Origin of the sequence: Pelomonas cellulosilytica, from assembly GCF_021353265.1 — a bacterium.
Classification (GTDB): Bacteria; Pseudomonadota; Gammaproteobacteria; order Burkholderiales; family Burkholderiaceae_C; genus Pelomonas; species Pelomonas cellulosilytica.
The window spans coordinates 282,722-300,070 of the sequence record NZ_JAJTWU010000010.1; the positions used below are offsets into that span (position 1 = coordinate 282,722).

General features: G+C 68.8%; 15 protein-coding genes and 1 pseudogene. 10 read left to right on the forward strand and 6 right to left on the reverse strand.

What is annotated here, in order from left to right:
• Positions 1 to 939: a nucleoside hydrolase gene (locus tag LXT13_RS24030; RefSeq protein ID WP_233374847.1), complete on the reverse strand. Its 939-nt coding sequence runs from the start codon at positions 937 to 939 to the stop codon at positions 1 to 3.
• Entirely contained in the window at positions 936 to 1,703 is a 768-nt protein-coding gene (locus LXT13_RS24035) for a fumarylacetoacetate hydrolase (protein ID WP_233374848.1), read from the reverse strand. The genes LXT13_RS24030 and LXT13_RS24035 overlap by 4 nt, the downstream gene beginning before the upstream one ends.
• 60 nt (positions 1,704 to 1,763) lie before the next feature.
• Here LXT13_RS24035 and LXT13_RS24040 point away from each other — a divergent pair, with 60 nt between their 5' ends.
• From LXT13_RS24040 to LXT13_RS24050, 3 genes are all read left to right on the forward strand, one after another.
• Complete coding sequence (locus LXT13_RS24040; protein WP_233374849.1) at positions 1,764 to 2,657, forward strand: DUF3108 domain-containing protein; 894 nt, start codon at positions 1,764 to 1,766, stop codon at positions 2,655 to 2,657.
• A 123-nt stretch (positions 2,658 to 2,780) separates the two neighbouring features.
• On the forward strand, positions 2,781 to 3,053 hold the full coding sequence (locus LXT13_RS24045; RefSeq protein WP_233374850.1) for a BTH_I0359 family protein: 273 nt from the start codon (positions 2,781 to 2,783) through the stop codon (positions 3,051 to 3,053).
• A gap of 90 nt (positions 3,054 to 3,143) precedes the next feature.
• Positions 3,144 to 5,456 (forward strand): ATP-binding protein, encoded by a 2,313-nt coding sequence (locus LXT13_RS24050; RefSeq protein ID WP_233374851.1) that lies wholly within the window; start codon positions 3,144 to 3,146, stop codon positions 5,454 to 5,456.
• Between the two features lie 392 nt (positions 5,457 to 5,848).
• On the opposite strand, the gene LXT13_RS24055 is transcribed toward LXT13_RS24050, so the two are convergent.
• The 4 genes and pseudogenes from LXT13_RS24055 to LXT13_RS24070 all read right to left on the reverse strand — a co-directional run bounded on the left by LXT13_RS24055 (position 5,849) and on the right by LXT13_RS24070 (position 8,428).
• The gene (locus tag LXT13_RS24055; RefSeq protein ID WP_349254862.1) at positions 5,849 to 6,277 is read right to left on the reverse strand and encodes a GNAT family N-acetyltransferase; all 429 of its coding nucleotides are present in this window, start codon (positions 6,275 to 6,277) and stop codon (positions 5,849 to 5,851) included.
• A 57-nt stretch (positions 6,278 to 6,334) separates the two neighbouring features.
• Positions 6,335 to 6,841 (reverse strand): annotated as a pseudogene (locus LXT13_RS24060) (GNAT family N-acetyltransferase); the annotation flags it as partial.
• Positions 6,838 to 7,404: a helix-turn-helix domain-containing protein gene (locus tag LXT13_RS24065; protein ID WP_233374852.1), complete on the reverse strand. Its 567-nt coding sequence runs from the start codon at positions 7,402 to 7,404 to the stop codon at positions 6,838 to 6,840. The gene LXT13_RS24065 and the pseudogene LXT13_RS24060, both read right to left, overlap by 4 nt.
• A gap of 28 nt (positions 7,405 to 7,432) precedes the next feature.
• On the reverse strand, positions 7,433 to 8,428 hold the full coding sequence (locus LXT13_RS24070; protein ID WP_233374853.1) for a questin oxidase family protein: 996 nt from the start codon (positions 8,426 to 8,428) through the stop codon (positions 7,433 to 7,435).
• A gap of 51 nt (positions 8,429 to 8,479) precedes the next feature.
• Between LXT13_RS24070 and soxR the strand changes: the two genes are divergently transcribed.
• The 7 genes from soxR to LXT13_RS24105 all read left to right on the forward strand — a co-directional run bounded on the left by soxR (position 8,480) and on the right by LXT13_RS24105 (position 17,331).
• Positions 8,480 to 8,938 (forward strand): redox-sensitive transcriptional activator SoxR, encoded by a 459-nt coding sequence (gene soxR / locus LXT13_RS24075; RefSeq protein WP_233374854.1) that lies wholly within the window; start codon positions 8,480 to 8,482, stop codon positions 8,936 to 8,938.
• A gap of 91 nt (positions 8,939 to 9,029) precedes the next feature.
• Positions 9,030 to 11,633, forward strand: coding sequence for a PKD domain-containing protein (locus tag LXT13_RS24080; RefSeq protein ID WP_233374855.1), 2,604 nt, complete (start codon positions 9,030 to 9,032; stop codon positions 11,631 to 11,633).
• A 147-nt stretch (positions 11,634 to 11,780) separates the two neighbouring features.
• Entirely contained in the window at positions 11,781 to 12,557 is a 777-nt protein-coding gene (locus LXT13_RS24085) for a ferredoxin--NADP reductase (RefSeq protein ID WP_233374856.1), read from the forward strand.
• A 172-nt stretch (positions 12,558 to 12,729) separates the two neighbouring features.
• The gene (locus LXT13_RS24090) at positions 12,730 to 13,854 is read left to right on the forward strand and encodes a hypothetical protein (RefSeq protein WP_233374857.1); all 1,125 of its coding nucleotides are present in this window, start codon (positions 12,730 to 12,732) and stop codon (positions 13,852 to 13,854) included.
• Positions 13,851 to 15,491 (forward strand): substrate-binding and vWA domain-containing protein, encoded by a 1,641-nt coding sequence (locus tag LXT13_RS24095; RefSeq protein WP_233374858.1) that lies wholly within the window; start codon positions 13,851 to 13,853, stop codon positions 15,489 to 15,491. The genes LXT13_RS24090 and LXT13_RS24095 overlap by 4 nt, the downstream gene beginning before the upstream one ends.
• Positions 15,488 to 16,138, forward strand: a complete 651-nt coding sequence (locus LXT13_RS24100) for a hypothetical protein (protein WP_233374859.1) — start codon at positions 15,488 to 15,490, stop codon at positions 16,136 to 16,138. Before LXT13_RS24095 ends, LXT13_RS24100 begins: the two co-directional genes overlap by 4 nt.
• Positions 16,135 to 17,331 carry a toxic anion resistance protein gene (locus LXT13_RS24105; protein ID WP_233374860.1) on the forward strand — a complete coding sequence of 399 codons (1,197 nt, stop codon included), beginning with the start codon at positions 16,135 to 16,137 and terminating at the stop codon, positions 17,329 to 17,331. Before LXT13_RS24100 ends, LXT13_RS24105 begins: the two co-directional genes overlap by 4 nt.
• The last annotated feature ends 18 nt before the right edge of the window (positions 17,332 to 17,349 follow it).

The window sequence follows — 17,349 nt, forward strand, 5'->3', positions numbered from 1 at the left end:
TCAACGCAGGCGGGCGAGGCGCTCCGTCAGCAGCGCGAAGAAGCCGTCCGCGTCCACATGCCGCAGCACCTGCGCGTTGGCGGACAGGCCGGTGACGCCCCACCAGTCGATGACGCTCATGCCACGCGTCAGCTCGCTGTGCGTCTCGATGCGCACATTGCAGTCGCGCCCGCTGAACAGTTGCGGTTGCAACAGCCAGGCGATGACGCAGGGGTCGTGCAGCGGGCCGCCGTCCTGGCCGTATTTCTCTTCGTCATAGCGCTCGAAGAACTCCATCCACGCGGCCACAACCGTGCCCACGCGGTTGCCCACGCGGCGGATAGCGTCGATGCGAGCGGCCGTCGTCAGCACCTGGTGCGTGACGTCCAGCGGCGCCATCGTGATCGGCACGCCGCTGGTGAAGACTTCGTGCGCCGCCTGCGGGTCGACGTAGACGTTGAACTCGGCGGCCGGCGTGACGTTGCCGCCCTCGAAGAAGCCGCCGCCCATCAGCACGATGCGGCGGATGCGCGGCGCGATGTCCGGCGCCTGGCGCAGCGCCAGCGCGATGTTGGTCAGCGGGCCAAGCGGGCACAGCGTCACGGTGCCGGCCTCGCGCTCGCGCAGCGTCTGCACGATGAAATCGACCGCGTGGCGCGGGTCCACCGGCAGCGTTGGCTCGGGCAGGTCCACGCCGTTCAGGCCGGTATCGCCGTGCACATGCTCGGCGGTGACGAGATCGCGGTCCAGCGGCCGGTCGGCGCCGGCGCAGACCGGCACGTCGTCGCGGCCAGCCAACTCCAGCACCTTGCGAGCGTTCAGCGTCGTCAGCCGCAGCGGCACGTTGCCGGCCACGGTGGTCACGCCCAGCAGTTCCAGCTCTGGGCTCGCGGCGGCGAGCAGCAGTGCGACGGCGTCGTCCTGGCCGGGGTCGGTGTCGATGATGATGGGGGTGGTCATGCGGCAGGAAGTTCGAGGTCGATGGCGCCGAAGCAGGTGTTGCCGTCGGCTGTCTTGAGATCCAGGTGAAGGCTGTCGCCGGCTGCAAGCGCCACGTCCAAGGCGCCGAGCGACGCGCCGACGACCTGGCCGGCGCGCAGCGCACGCAGCCGGGCCACACGGGCGAGCGCGTCCCCGGGCTCGGCGCTGACGTCGCGCGGCTCGCGCTTGCTACCGTTGTGCAGCGCGACGAGCCGTGCCTGCAGCCGGCCGGCGTTCCAGCCCTCACCCAGCTCGCCCGGCGTCACGGCCAGCGGCGCGGCCTGGGTGGCGACCAGCTCGCCGGCCACGCGCCAGTCCACCGCCAGCGTCAGCAGCCGCAGCGCATCGAGCGCGGCCGGCGCATCGCTGGCAGCAGAGAGGTCGCCCGTCAGGCCGGCCAGGACCGCCTCGCCCATGGCCGGCGCGCGCAGCGGCTGGTGCGGCGGCGCGAAGTGGCCGGCGTCGCGGCGGATGCCGCCTTCGCCATCTACCACCGCCCAGCCGAAGGCACGCGGCAGCGGAGCCAGGCACTTGTCAGGCTCGAACGCGAAGGCATGGCGCAACTTGCCGTGGTTGAGCTGCACGGCGAGGTCCTCCAGCTGCGGCGCGAGGAAGCCCCAGTCGTCCAGCACCTGTTGCAGGCGCGTGGCGATGCCTGTGGCGTAATGGGCTTGGGTCAGGTCGCGCGAGACGACGACGAGGTGGCCGTCGCGCGAGCCGTCGGCGTAGCTGGCGAGTTTCATGGGAAGTCGCGGAGTGTGAGGGGCCGTCCGGGGTCGGCCGACTGATGGCAGCATTGTGCGATGCGCGCCCGCCTGCTCCCGCCTCGCGCCGCCTGGTTCGCGCTGGCGGCCAGCCTCGCGGTGCATTCGCTGCTGTTGGGCGGGGATCGCGAACGCCGCGACGCGCCACGCCCGCCCCGCGCCGTCACGCTGGCCCTGCCGATCGCGCCGGCCACGCCACGGCCCGCCCCGCAGGCCGAGGCCGCACCGCCCGCACCACCAAGCCGTTCGCGCCCGCCGCAGGACAAGCCCGCGGCTCCGGCCGCCGAGACACCGGCGGCGGCGGCGGCCGAGGCGCCGCCGTTGCGGCTGGCCGGCCCCGCGTCCTGGCCCTACCGGCTGCGCCAGGACGGCCAGGACGGTGACGCGCTGCTGGACTGGCAGCCCCAGCCCGATGGCCGCTACACGCTGCGGCTGACGCGCCGCATCGGCGAGCGCGCGCTGCCCGCGCTGGAAAGCCTGGGCCGCACCGGCGGTGGCGGCCTGGCGCCCGAGCGCTTCGCCTTGCAGCGCGGCGGCCGAGACCGGCAGGCCATCAATTTCGACAGCGAGGGGCGGCGCGTCAGTTTCTCCGCCAGCCCCGCGCAGCTGCCGCTGCCGGACGGCGCACAGGACCGTCTGTCCTGGTGGCTGCAGCTGGCCGCGCTGGTGCAGGCCGCGCCGGCACCGGGCGGACGCTGGCGGCTGTGGGTCGCCGGCGTGCGCGGGGAGCTGCGGGAGTGGGTGTTCAAGGCGGTCGATGGCGACCCTGTCGATGCCGGCGCGCTGCACCTACGACGTCAGTCGCTCGGCGAGCACGACCCGGGCATCGACGTCTGGCTGGACACGTCCCGCGGCTACTGGCCCGTCCGTCTGCGCTACGGCGACCCGGAGACGAAGGGTTACGAAATCACGTTGGCCGACGTGAACTCCTGACGCTTCCTACACGTTGTCAGGCCAGGGGATGACCCGATTTGAACCCCGTTCTGCCAGTATCTGTCCCGACCGGGGCTTGAAACGCCCCGCCCAAGCCGCAGTTGAAGCCCCGAGGAGAACTCCATGCACATGCTCTACAACTCCGACAGCTTCATCGTCGTCCAGTTCGACGTGCCGCCCGCTGAAGAGCTGGCCGGCCCGCAGCTCAACCGCGGCGGTTTCGAGATCGTCGACAAGTTCGCCCGCAAGGAAATCTTCATCGAAGGCGCGCTGGCCGAATCCTTCCAGCAGGGCGTGCAGGCGCTCATCGAGGACGGCGAGCCGTCCGAGGACGAACTGGACGCCTTCATCGAGCGCTACGCGCTGATGGGCCAGCAGCCGGTCGTGATGCACTGAACACTGTCGGGCCGCCTCTTACATTTGATCGGCCTCCAACCCTGATACAAGATGGGCAGCGCCGGCCTTCAGCCGGCAAGGAGCCCATCGATGGTGAAGCGAGCCGCCGCCGCAGAGACAGCCCCCCGGGCCTCCGCCGCCCGCGTGCTGCCCTCGCCCGGCCTGGACAGCGCCCCGGTGCTGGACCGCATGTGCTCGCAGTTCGTGCTGACGCTGACCGTCAAGCACGCCGGGCGGTTCAACCTGCGCCGCGACTTCAACGGCCTGCTTTCCTTCACAGGTCGCCACCTCGTGTGGCCTGTGCGCGTGCTGCAGCGCTTGCGTGGCTACCTGGGTCAGCGCTGCACCGGAAACGAGCTGTGGCGCGGCCATGAAGCGCTGCCGGACGACGTCTTCCTTGAACGCTTCGGCCAATGGAGCGGCCCGTTCTCCGAGGGCACGCTGTTCTTCTACCTGGACGAATACGCCAAGGACGCGCCCAAGGACATGATGGCGCTGCTCGCCACCACGTGCGAGCACCTGGACCGCCAGCTCAAGCGCGAGTCCACGCTGGTCGAGAAGAACATCGACGCGCTGGGCCAGTTGCTGCAGCTGAACCCGGCCGAGCGCGCCATCCTGCTGTATGGCACGCTGGCCCGCTACCAGCGCGAGCTGCGCGGCGCGTTGGTCGAATTCAAGGTCAACACCGCGCAGGAGGCCTTCGCCGCTATCGCCGCGGTCGCCGGCGTCGACGAGCGCGAGGTGGCCGAGGCACTGCGCGCCGGTTCGCGGCTGGAACGCATCGGCATGGTGGAGAACCTGATCTCCGAACACAACATCACCGACCTGGCCGACCTGATGAAGGTCAGCGACCAGCTGCCTCCGGTGCTGATGCGCGAGTACCAGGGACCGCACGACCTGATGGCCGTCTTCACGCGGCCCGCCGTGCCCAGCACGCTGGCGCCGGCCGACTTCCAGTTCGTCGCCGAAGACCTCAGCCTGCTGCAGGGCCTGCTGCGCCGCGCCGTGGCCACGCATGCCACCGGCGTCAACATCCTGCTCTACGGCCCGCCGGGCACTGGCAAGACGGAACTCGCCAAGGTGGCCGCAGCCGCGGCGGGGCTGGACCTGTACGAAGTCGAGTACGCCGACCGTGACGGCAATTCGCTGTCCGGCCGCGACCGCTACCGCTCCCTGCAGATCAGCCAGGTGTTCCTGAAGGCCAGCGCCAACGTGGCGCTACTGTTCGACGAGGTGGAGGACGTGTTCCCGCCGCTGTCTAGCGACACGGCCTCGCTGCTGAACCGGCTGGACGCCAGCGCCGAAGGTGGTGTCGGCAACTCCGTCAGCGGCAAGGCCTGGGTCAATCAAATCCTGGAAACCAACCCGGTGCCGGTCATCTGGGTGACCAACCGCATCGAGCAGATCGACCCCGCCTTCCGCCGCCGCTTCCAGTACCACCTGGAGCTGAAGTCGCCACCGCCCGGCGCCCGCCGCGGGCTCGTCGCCAAGGCGCTGGGCGAGGTGGCCATCAGCGAGGCCTTCATCGCCAAGCTGGCCGAACGCCCGGGCCTGACGCCGGCGCAGATCCGCACGGCGGTGCGCTTCGCGCAGCTAGCCGGCTCGCCCGACGACGCCGAGAAGCTCATCGAACGGCAATTGCAGAACGCCGACAAGGCGCTGGGCCGTGACGACGGAGCCAGCCTGGCCCGCCCCTGCGTCACGCAGTACACGCTGGACCTGCTGAACTGCGAGAGCCGTTTCGAGATCCCACGCATCGTTGAGGCGCTGCGCCGCAAAGGTCGCGGCCAGCTGTGCTTCTACGGGCCTCCCGGCACCGGCAAGACCGCGCTGGCCGAGCACATCGCGCAGGCACTCGGCCGGCCGCTGATGGTGCGCCGCGCCAGCGACATCGCCAGCAAGTTTGTCGGCGAGACCGAGCAGAACATGGCGCGCATGTTCGAGAGCGCGCAGACGGAAGGCGCCGTACTGCTGCTGGACGAGGCCGACAGCTTCCTGCGCAGCCGCAGGCACGCGGAGCGCAACTACGAGGTCAGCGAGGTCAATGAGATGCTGGCCGGCATGGAGCGCTTCAATGGGCTCTTCATCTGTACGACCAACCTGTTCGACGACCTTGACGAGGCCGCGCTCAGGCGCTTCGCGTTCAAGATCCGCTTCAAGGCCTTGAAGACGGAGCAGCGTGTGGCGATGTTCGAGCGCGAGGCGGGCGCGGCACCTACCGACGAACAATGCTCGCGCCTCGCGGCGCTGGACTGCTTGGCACATGGCGACTTCGCCGCGGTTCGTCAGCAGGTAGACATCCTGGGTGAAGCCTTCACGCCGGATGAGTTCCTGGCGCAGCTGGAGGCCGAGCATCGGGCCAAGCCGCAGGTACGAGAGCGCAGGGGTATCGGGTTCCGCTAGAACAGCGCGCCTGGTCGATGTCGTCGTCCATCAAAAGTACGAAAGGGCCTCTGACATCAAGCACGCCGCGCCTGGCACCAGCGGCGGCGTCTTGGGTGGTCTCGTTGCGGCGTCGGCCACGACGCAAAACGGCGGCACAGTGGCATCGACGGCGGCCATCAGGCCGCGGGGAGAGAGGGAGGAGATCTACATCCGATCGGTCGAAAGCACCTCATCGATCCTTTAGTTTTTGGAATCGATTGGGGCCAGCCGGGCGATGTCGCGCCGGTGCATTTGAAGGCGAGCGGCACTACCGGTCATGCTGGTGACGCCGCGGGGGCGGAGGCCACCTTCTTGTTCAAGGACTTCAACCCCTGGAACAACCAAGCCCAATCGATCTATCGCCACATCCTTCAACCCCTCGTCCTCGTGCAACGCATGGGCGTGAAGGCGACACCGTGACGCCGGACCGCCGGGCCGCTCTCGACAAAACCGAGCGCACGATAGGCTGGCACGGCATTCAGGCTCGCATTGACCGTGTAGGGCTCTTCGGCCGACGCGGGACCAGCTTCGGCCAGCATGCAACGCCACAACGTCCGAGCGAGTCCACGGCGCTGAAATCCGCGGTCGACGAAGAGGTGGAAGACGTGCCTGGCATCTCGCGACGCGATGAAGCCGAGCAACTCTCCGGTCGGCGCATGCGCCAACCAGAAGCGATATCGAGCATCGGCAAGGTAGCTCCGTTCCCCGGCCGAGCTGACGGACGCCATGAAGGCCTCGGCCCCTTCGCCTCCAGGATCTGACAAAAGCTCCTGCTCATAGCTCGCAATCAGCGCGGCCACCGCGTCAGCATCCTCGGGCCGCCCGCGCCGGATGACTGGCGAAGGCGTGAGGTGCAGGTAGTAGTAGGTTGTCGAGCAGGGTCGGCCATCGGGCATCAACGCGTAGTTCGGGATATCCCCCGCCCTCTGCCACCCCAGCCGCTCGTAGACCCGCGACGCCTCGCTGCCCGTGACGGTGTCCAGCACCAGCGTCGTCCGGCCCAGCTCGCGGGCCTTCACTTCCAACGCGCGCAGCAGCCGTTCGGCGATGCCGCGACGGCGCGCGCCGCGGTGGACCAGCATCTTGCTGACGTCGGCGCGGTGCGGCTGGTTGTCGGGCATGTCGATGACCAGCGACAACGTGCCGCAGATGCGGCCGGTCTCGTCTTCGGCGACGAACAGATGGCGCTCGCCAGCTGCGACGGCGTCGGCCACGCGGCGCCAGAAGGCCTCCGGCCGCCCCTCGGCCAGCGGCAGCATGAAGCCCACCGATGCGCCGCCCTCGACGCAGTCACGCAGCACCTCGGCCAGTTCGTCGACATGGGCCAGCGCCTCGGCACTATCGAGTTCACGGATCGTAGTCATCGCTCGGCTCCAGTGAGTGCAACGAGGTAGCGCGCCGGTCTGGCGCCCGGGTTGTGGAAACTGATCGGCGCGTCCAGCCGCACGGCCAGGCAGTCGCCGGCCTGCAACTGCCATCGGTCGGCACCGTGGCCGATCTCCATCGTGCCGTCGATCATCCAGATGAGCTGGTGGATGTCGGCATCGCGCGCCGAAGTCTCGAAGGCCACGCGCTGCCCGGCGGGGAAGATCACGTCCACCAGCTGCAGCGGCGACGCGCCCGGCGGCGACACGTTGCGGCGCACATAGCCCGAAGCCGGGTCGCTCCACACCGGCTGGTCGGCCACGCGGGCTAGGGGCGACGGGGCGGCGGGCGCCGGGGCGGCCTCAAACATCGAAGCGACGCTTACGCCCAGCGCCGACGACAGCTTGTCAAGCACGACGGCCGTCGGGCTGCTCTGGCCGCGCTCGATCAGCGAGATGTTGGAACGGCTGACGCCGCTCTTTTGCGCCAACGCGTCCAGCGACAGGCCAGCCGCCGCACGCAGCTCGCGCAGGCGGCGCCCGATGAGTTCGGTGATGTCCATTCCTCCAGTTTACTGGAGGACAAATCCATCAAACTGGAATGGCCCGCTCCACCGCGCTGCGCCAGGCCGGGTCGGGCCACTGGCGGTCCAGCCGCCATGCCGCGTGCGTGAGCTTGATGACGTGCAAGTCGTTATGGGCACAGGCCGCCGCGATCAACGCCGGCCAGGGGCGGCTGGGCGAGTTGCCCAGCGCGAACGACGGTGTGGCGCCGCTGGCGAGCAGGCCGGCGGCAGCGGCCACGCTGAAACCATGCGGCAGCTCGGAGGTGGGCCACCAGGGCTGCAGCACGCTCATCGCATGGCTTGCGGTCAGCAGGTGCAGCACGGTGAAGTTCCCGCTGGCAGCGTAGGTACGGGCCGCCAGCAGCGCGAGGTCGCGCAGCGAGTCGGGCCCGGTCTGCAGCCGGCCGGCGACGGCGGCGAAGCCGGGCGTACCGCCCCAGGCCTGCATGCGGTCGGCGATGAAGCTGCCGACCGGGTAGGCGGGGCGGAGCAGCGACCTCAGCGCCTGCAGCCAGCCGGCCAGCGCCAGCGGGGCGCCGTCCGCCACCGCCAGCGGCGTGAAGTGCGACGCCCAATGCGCCAACCCCGCGGCCAGTTCGCCGTCATGGCCGGCCAGCACCGCGTGGCCTGTGCGGATCAGGCCATGGAAGGCGATCGCGCCGGCCCCCGGCAGCAGCACCGCCAACGCCTCGCGCAGTGCCGCGTCCGCTCCCACGTCGGCGATGCGGCCGGCAAAGTGCGATCGCCAGGCGGCGTCGCGGTCGGGCCGGCCCAGGTCGCGTGAGGCGTCGCTGCGCGCCGGCCACGCCACGGCCTGCGGTTCAAGATGAGACTCCTCGGCCTCGGTGAAGGCCTGCAGCCGGCCGGTCGACGCGCCCAGCTCCAGCAACGCCTGCTGGGCCATAGGCAGGTGATTGCTCATCCGTTCGAGATAGGTGGCGGACCAGGCCCGGCCGGCATCGAGCAGGTGGTGCAGCTGGGCCGGCGTGGCGGGCGTGAAGGTGGCAGTCTCGGGCGACATGGGAGCCTCGGGTCGTGGGAACATGGCGCCATGCTCGAAGTTGAAGTTGACTTGAAGTCAAGCGCGGTGTTGCTGACCATCGGCCAGCTGGCGCGCCGCGCGGGCGTCGCGACCAGCGCCTTGCGCTTCTACGAGGCCGAGGGCCTGATCGCCGCCACGCGCAGCGCGGGTGGCCATCGTCAGTACCCGCGGCATGTGCTGCGCCGCGTGGCCTTCATCCGGGCGGCCCAGGTGGTGGGGCTGACGCTGCCGCAGATCAGAGCCGCGCTGGCTACGCTGCCCGATGGCCGCACGCCCAACAAGGCGGACTGGACGCGGCTGTCGGCCCAGTGGACGCCGCTGCTTGACGAGCGCATCGCCGCGCTTCAGCAACTGCGCGAGCGGCTCACCGGCTGCATCGGCTGCGGCTGCCTGTCGCTGAAGGCCTGCGCGCTGTACAACCCGGCGGACGTCAAGCGCGAGGAAGGCCCGGGGCCACGCCTGCTGAAACTGCATCCAAACTCCCCCTGATTGCTGGTGGCACGCGCGGAGCCGCCCTGGCCTTGATTAACATGCCGCCGCCAGCGGCCAGCCCAAGGCGCTGAGTTATCAGGGAGAAGTCATGATCAAGAAGATTCGGCACGCGGCCGCCGCATGCCTGGGAGCAGCTTTGCTCGCGTTGAGCGCCTGTGGCGGCGGTGCCGGCAGCAGCGCACCTTCCACGGCGCCCGCTGCCGCGGAACCTCCGACGGCCGTCATCCGCGCAACGGCGCTGGCGGCGACAGGCACGAGCAACGCCACGGTGCAGGCGCCCGTCGGCAGCACCCTGACGCTCGACGGAAGCAGCAGCACTGCCGCCGGCAGCATCAGCAGCTATCTGTGGACGGTGAGCGCCAAACCCGCAGGAAGCACGGCTGCACTGCAGAACGCCACCGCAGCGACTGCGACGTTCGTCCCCGACGTCGCGGGTAACTACCAGTTCACGCTGCAGGTCGGCGCCAACGGCACGACCGCCAGCACCGTGCTGCCCGTGACCGTCACGGCGGCCGTGCCGGTCGTGAACGTCGATGCCGCGGTGAACTTCGCCGGGCCGGTGAGCAACCGCCCGACCCAGTCGGTGTCGGCCGGTTCCGTCGTGACTCTCGATGGCGCGGGTAGCACGGACGCGAATGGCGGTGCGGTGACGCTCGCGTTCACGCTGCTTTCGGCGCCCAGCGGCAGCACTGCGAAGCTGTCGTCCACCAGCACGACGGCCCGGTTGACGCCCGATGTCGTGGGTACCTACCAGGTCCGCGTGCGCGCAACGTCGCTGTCCGGTCTCTACGCCGATGCCGTGCATACATTTGACGTCGGCAATCTCGCGCCGACCGTCGTCGTGTCGAGCAGCGTGTCGACAGTGTCGGCCAGCAGCAGCCTGGACGCTCCGGTGGGCAGCCTTGTGTCGCTGGACGGCGGCGGCAGCTATGCGCCAAGCGGCAGCGCCGACAGCAGCTGGTCAGTCGTGGACAAGCCGTGGGGCAGCGCGCTCACGCAGCTCATCAACGTGTCGCCAACCGCCATCAGCTTCGTGCCCGACGCGGCAGGCTCGTACACGCTGCAATTCGCGGTGCTGGACCGCATCACCGGCGCGTCGGCCTTCCATCGGGTCACCGTCAAGGCCGCCTTCGGCCCCATTGCCGTCGTTTCCGCCAGCGCTGCCCCGGTGGCCCAGGCCGGCGGGCCTAGCTATGTGGCCGTCGTCGGCAGCGCCATCACGCTGCGTGGCAGCGGCAGCCAGGATCCTGCCGGCGGCGCGCTGACCTACAGCTGGACGCTCGATACGCGCCCCGCCGGCAGCACGACCACGCTCAGCGATGCAGGCACCGCCACGCCGAGCTTCACGCCGGACCGGGACGGGCGCTACTCGGCCACGCTGACGGTCACCAATGCTGCGGGGCTGCGCGCCGTGCAGTCGGTCAACGTCGACGTCGGCAATCGCCCGCCTGTCGTCGTGCTCGACCGCAGCCAGGCCATGGTGCTGCTGGGCGGCAACATCACGGCCTCAGCGGCCAGCAGCTACAGCAGGAACAACAACGGCACGCTGACCTACAGCTGGGCGCTGGACACCCGCCCGGCGGGCTCCAATGCCAGCCCCGCAACGACCAACACAGCCACGCTGAATCTGACGCCTGACGTGCCGGGCGACTACTACGCGTCCGTCACGGTCAGCGACGGCCAGGTCAGCGCGGTGGCCGGTGTGAGCATCAGCGTGCTGAGCGCCACGGCCGGCACGGTGCCGCTGGCGTACAAGCCGTTGCTGATGCGCTTCAGCCGCTCGCAGAACAAGCTCGTCGTCGTCTCGGCCAATCCCAACCAGCTGCACCTCGTCGACCCGTCGGCCGGCACTGACCTGGCGATTGCGCTGCCGACAGCCGTCAAGGCGCTGTCGCTGTCTGCCGATGGACGGCTGGCAGGGGTGCTCTATGAAGGCAGCGTGAGCCTGGTCGATGTGGCAGCGGGCACGCTGCTGAACACGACGAGCACGAACGGTACGCAGACCGAGGTGCTCACCGCCAACTCCGGAATCGTGTTCGTCATGGGGCAGTCCTCTGGCTCGTACGGGAACCAGCCCATCACGGCCATCAACGCCCGGACCGGGGCGATACTCGGCAACAACGGTCCGTACTACTCGGGCTACTACGGCGTCACGCGAGGCGTGCTGTCGGAGTCACTCGGACGGGCGTACCTCTTGCCAGACGGATATGGCTCAACCTCGTGGACGGCCGTCAATGTAGCCAACGGCAGCTTCCCCGGCAGCACGGGGGGTACGCCGTCGTCCGCCACAGGCGACTATTCGATGACCAACCCTTTGTGGCTGTCGACGGACGAATCGCTGCTGTTCTCCGCCCGAGGCAACTACTTCCGGACGTCGGACCTGCAGTACTTGGGTACGCTGGGTGGCCCCGTGCTGTCGGTGAGCCACAGCGCCACGGCCGCCGAGGCGATCGCCATCGTGAATGCGGCTCCCAATGGCAGCTACTCGCCGCAGTACCCCGAGGTGCTCAAGCGCTTTACCGGCTCGCTGCTGTTCCCCGCCGGGGACATCCGGTTGCCCGTGATCGGTGGGACGCAGTCCTATGGCATCGCCGTGTTCCACGCCAGCGACGACAGACGCGTGGCGGTGGTGCAGACGGGCAGCAGCGACACGCAGGCCAGCGGCGTGCAGTACTTCCTCGTGGTGCGCTGAAGCCGCGGCCGAGCCTCCGGGAGGGGGCTCGGCGCCGCCTGGCTCGACGTAGCGCGAAGGCGGCCCACGCGATTGCTTGACCTTCCTCAGACCGGGGAAGGCCACTTCCCGGCGAAAATATGGGGTTAACCCACAAACCTGATCGCCATGAGTGCCTTCCACGAAGAGACCGTCTTGACCGTCCACCACTGGACGGACCGCCTGTTCAGCTTCACGACCACGCGCGACCAGGCGCTGCGGTTCTCCAATGGTCACTTCACGATGATTGGGCTGAAGGGCGACAACGGCAAGCCGCTGCTGCGCGCGTACTCCATCGTCAGCGCGAACTACGAGGAAAACCTCGAGTTCCTGAGCATCAAGGTGCCGGACGGCCCGCTGACGTCCAAGCTGCAGCACATCAAGCCGGGCGACAAGATCATCGTCGGCCGCAAGCCCACCGGCACGCTGCTGATCGACTACCTGCTGCCGGGCAAGCGCCTGTACCTGCTGGGCAGCGGCACGGGCTTGGCTCCGTTCATCAGCATCGCGCGCGACCCTGTGACGTACGAGCGCTTCGAGAAGGTCATCGTCGTGCACGGCGTGCGCGAGGTGGCCGAGCTGGCCTACCACGACCACCTGGCGATGGACCTGCCCAAGCACGAGTTCCTCGGCGAGTTCGCGAGCGAGCAGCTGATGTACTACCCCACCGTCACGCGCGAGCCCTACCGGAACATGGGGCGCATCACCGACCTGATCCAGACCGGCAAGCTGCAGGCTGACCTGGGCCTGCCGCCGCTGAACCCGGAGGAAGACCGCATCATGCTGTGCGGCAGCCCGGCGCTGCTGCGCGACATGAAGCAGATGCTGGAGATCCGCGGCTTCAAGGAAGGCAGCACGACGACGCCGGGCGATTACGTCATCGAGCGCGCTTTCGTCGAGCAGTGACGCGCCGGCCGTCGCGGGAGCGGCGGCCCACCATCGCCGGCCCCACCATTGCCGGCATCAGGAATGCATAAGTCCGGCGTGCCTGTGGCCGGGTGATTCGTGACTTTCGGCGCCGCCGGCAGAGCGGGCACACTCCGCACCTGTCGAAACCGGCAGGAGGCTGGAAGCACCGATGAACACCCCCAAGCGCATCGCCGGCACGCTCGTCGTGTTGGCCTTGTTCGGTGGCGCCCTGTTCTGGGCATTGCGCAGCGAGCACCAGACCCAGACCCTTGAACACGAGCAGACCGTCATCGCGCAGACGTCGCCGCTGAAGGGCCTCATCGCGGTCGACGTCGAGCCGTTCTTCAAGGACGAGCGCGTCACCCGGCTGCTGGCCAGCGAGCGGCTGCCAGTACAGGCGGTGCGCGTCGGCAGCCGCGACATGGCGGCCAAGCTGGGCGAGGCGCCGGACTTCTTCCTCGCCAGCGGCGTGGTGGCTGCCAACATGATCCTGGACGCCGCGCGCAAGGCCAACAAGCCGGCGACCCAGAGCTCTCCCTTCCACACGCCGCTGGTCGTGGCCTCCTGGGAGCCGGTGGCCAAGATCCTCGTCGCCAACCAGATGGCCAAGCCGATGGCGCCCAAGGTCTACGGCCTGGACATGGAGAAGCTGACCGAGGCGATGCTGGCCAGGAAGCGCTGGCGCGACCTGAAGGACAGCGGCGAGTACGCCGTGTCGCGGAGCGTGCTGGTGTCGACGACGGACATCCGCCGCAGCAACTCGGCCGCGATGTACCTCGCGCTGACGTCGCAGGCGCTCAACGGCGAGGTCGTCAGCGACCGCGCGCGCGGCAACGAGCTGGCCGTGAAGCTGGCTGAGCTGTTCAAGCGCCAGGGCTTCCAGGAGAACTACGTCAACGGCGCCTTCGACGACTACCTCGCCATCGGCATGGGCAAGACGCCGCTGGCCTTCATCTACGAGAACCAGATGCTGGCGCAGGCCCAGAAGCCCGGCGGCAGCTTGCGACCGGAGATGGTGCTGATGTACCCGCAGCCGACCATCGTCAACAAGTGGGTCGTCGTCGCGATGACCGAGCGCGGCAAGCGGCTGGCCGAACTGCTTGCGACGAACAAGGAGCTGCAGGCTGTAGCGCTGGAGCAGGGCTTCCGCACCGGTGACCCGGCCGCCTTCGCCGCCGCCGCCAAGCAAGCCGGCCTGGCCGTGGACACGCAATTGCGCCAGGTCGTCGACCCGCCGGGCTTCGACCTGATGTTCGAGATGATCGACACCGTCAGCCGGGAGATGAACCAATGAAGCGACGCCTGGCCCTCATCCTGCTGACCGTGGCGCTCGCCGCGTGCAGCAAGCGCGACGAGCCCTCGCCCGCACAGGCGGCGCCTGCCGCGCCCCAGAACACGCTGAACGTGCTGGCCACCAGCGACCTGAAGGACGTGGAGCCGCTGGCCGCGCAGATCGAGGCCGCGACCGGCGTGGCTGTGAAGTTCCGCTTCGGCGGCACGATGGAGAGCACGCAGGAGGTACTCAGCGGTTCATCGGCCGACGCTGCCTGGTTCGCCAACGCCAAGTACCTGCTCAGCGACGCCGCCGGCCAGCGCCGCGTGAAGCTGCAGGAGAAGATCATGCTGTCGCCCCTTATCCTGGGCGTCAGCGAAAGCGACGCGGCGCGTATAGGCTGGAACAAGCCGGACACCAAACTCACCTGGGCCGACATCACGAAGGCCGCCAAGCGCGGCGACCTGCGCTACGCGCTCAGCAACCCGGCCACGAGCAACCAGGGTTTCATGGCGCTGCTGGGAGTCGTCGCCGCGGCGGGCGGCAAGGGCGAGGCGCTGACGGCTGCAGACGTGGACCGCCAGGCGATTGCCGACTTCCTGACCGGCTACAAGATCGTCGGCGACAACTCCACCTACCTCGCCGAACAGTTCATCAAGCAGCAGGGTACGCGGGCCAATGCCTTCATCAACTACGAGAGCTGGCTGCTGAGCCTGAACGCCAATGGCAAGCTGCGCGAGAAGCTGCACCTCATCTACCCGTTCGAAGGCGTTTCCACGGCGGACTACCCCTTCATGCTGCTGAACGACGCGAAGCGCGCCGACTACCTGAAGGTCGTCGACTACCTGAAGAGCGATACGGCCCAGCTGTGGCTGGCCCGCCAGACGCTGCGCCGGCCGATGAAGGCCGACCTGGCTGCGCAGGTGGCCGACCTGCTGCCCGAGCGCGGCGTACAGGTGGAGCTGCCGTTCTCGCCCGACCGGCAGCTGGCCGACGGCCTCATCGACGCCTACCTGAACGAGTTCCGCAAGCCCATCGCGTCGACGTTCGTGCTGGACACCAGCGGCAGCATGCAGGGCCAGCGGCGCGAGCAGCTCGTGGAAGCCATCCACTACCTGGCCGGCGCCGACGTGTCGCTGACAGGCCGAGTCGCCAAGCTCACCAACCGCGAAAAGCTGTGGTTCCTGCCCTTCAGCGACCGGCCGCGCGAGCCGGTGCTGTTCGAGATTCCGGCCGGCAGCCCTGTGCGCAAGGGGGTGGCGCCACAGGCCGACACGGAGGCCAAGAAAGCCGCGCTGCAGCAGGTGCGCGACGCCGCGGACGACCTGCGCATGCAGGGCGGCACGGCGCTGTACGACGCCGTGCTGGCCGCGCTGAACCACATGCTGGAAGAGCGCAAGCAGCACCCCGACTACCAGTACTCCGTCGTCGCCTTCACTGACGGCAAGAACAACCAGGGTCGCAATCTGCTGGCCTTCAAGCAGGCCTACGAGCAGCTGCCCGAGGACGTTCGTGGCATCCCCGTCTTCATGGTGCTGTACGGCGAAGCGGCCGAGGGCGACCTGCAGCAGCTCGTGAACATCACCGGCGGCAAGGTGTTTGATGCACGCAAGACGCCGCTGTATGCGGTGTTCAAGGACATCCGGTCTTATCAATGAGTGCCTTGTTCCGCTGGCTCAACGCCCCGGCCAATTGGTGCGGCCTGCTGGCCGCCACCGGCGTGCTGGTGCTGAAGGCACTGGGCCTGCTGGGCGGCCTGGGCCTGGGCGTGGCGGCGCTGGGCTATGCGGGAGGACTCGTCGTCGGCGCGATGTGGTGGGGCTGGCCCAGCACGAAGGAGGCCGAGTGGCAGGCGCTGGAGTTCAAGGACGAAGGCGACGCCCGCGAGGCCATGGGCCGGGCGCTGTCCGGCGTGCGGCGGCTGACCGAGCACAACCCGGGCCAGCGCATCCCCGGGCCGCTGGCCACGCGCATCCAGCAGCTGTGCGCCAAGCTGGAGAGCCTGCTGGACCAGTGGGAGCGCAGCCAGGGCCAGCTGCCGCTGCAGGAGAGCTTCCACGCGCGGCACATCGCCATCAGCTACCTGCCCGATGCGCTGAACACCTACCTCAGCATTCCGCCGCAGTTCGCCACCAGGAAGCTGCTCAGCAACGGCAAGACGGCAGAAGCGACCTTCGAGGGCGTGCTGGCGGAACTGGAAGCCAAGGTGGAGCAACTCGGCGACGACCTGGCCGCGCAGGACGCCCAGGCCTTCCTGCGCCACAGCGAGTTCCTGCAGCAGAAATTCGGAGCCAAGACCCCATGAGCGACATCACCACCAAGCCCGCTTTCACGCTGACGCCACCCGAGGTCATCACCCCGGTCGAGCCGCCCCAGGCGGTCGACGCTGTGCCGCTGAAGCCCGAACTCGCCACGCAGGTTGACGAGCAGGTGCGCCGCTTCATCGACGCGCTGGAGAAGGAAGACCTGCACAGCGAGCCCTTCAAGGCCAAGCTGGACAGCGCCTTCCAGCTCGGCCGGCAGGAGATCAGCCTGGCCGCCAGCCTGATGCAGGGTAGCCTGATGCAGCGCAACTTCGTCGGCGCCACCGACACACCGGCCTACCAGGCCATCAACGCCATCCGCGCGCAGCTCGACGAGCTCAACCCCGGCAAGGACGGCGACCTGCTGCAGCCGCGCAAGTTGCTCGGGCTCATCCCCTTCGGCAACAAACTGGAGGCCTACTTCCGCAAGTTCGAGAGCGCCGCCAGCCAACTACAGACCAGCATGACGCAGCTGTACGCGGCCAAGGACGGCATCCAGAAGGACGTCATCGACATCGAGGCCACGCGCACCAAGCTGTGGGAGGCCATGCAGGCGCTCGCGGCCGCCGCGCGCTTCGCCCGCACGCTGGACACGAGGCTGGCCGAACGCGTCGACCAGCTCAAGCCGACGGACCCGCTGAAGGCCAAGGCGCTGGAGCAGGAAGTGCTGTTCTATGCGCGCCAGAACCTCGCCGACATCCAGACCCAGCAGGCCGTCTGCGTGAACGGCTACCTGGCGCTGGACGTGCTGAAGAAGACAGGCCGCGAGATGATGATCGGCTGCGACCGCGTTGCCACCACCGGCATGAGCGCGCTGGCCGTGGCGCAGACCGTGGCGCGCGCCACGGGCAACCAGATCGAGGTCATGAAGATGCTGCAAGGCGTCAACGCGACCATCGGCAACCTCATCCACCAGACCGGCCAGGCGCTGAACCAGCACGTCGACCAGACGGCCGAGTTCGCCGCCAATCCCATGCTGGGCATTGAGCAGATCCAGTCCATGTTCGACCAGACCTTCCAGGCGATGGACGCGATGGACAACTTCCGGTCGAAGGCGATCGCGACGATGGGCGCGAACAACAAGCTCATCGAGGCGCAGCTGCAGCGGGCGGACAGCTATGTGGACCGCACGCGGCAGCAGCACGCGCGGGAGGCGGTGTCGGGTGGGGGTGTGGCGGGGCCGGTGAAACTTTAAGAAGGTCGAATCTGCTGT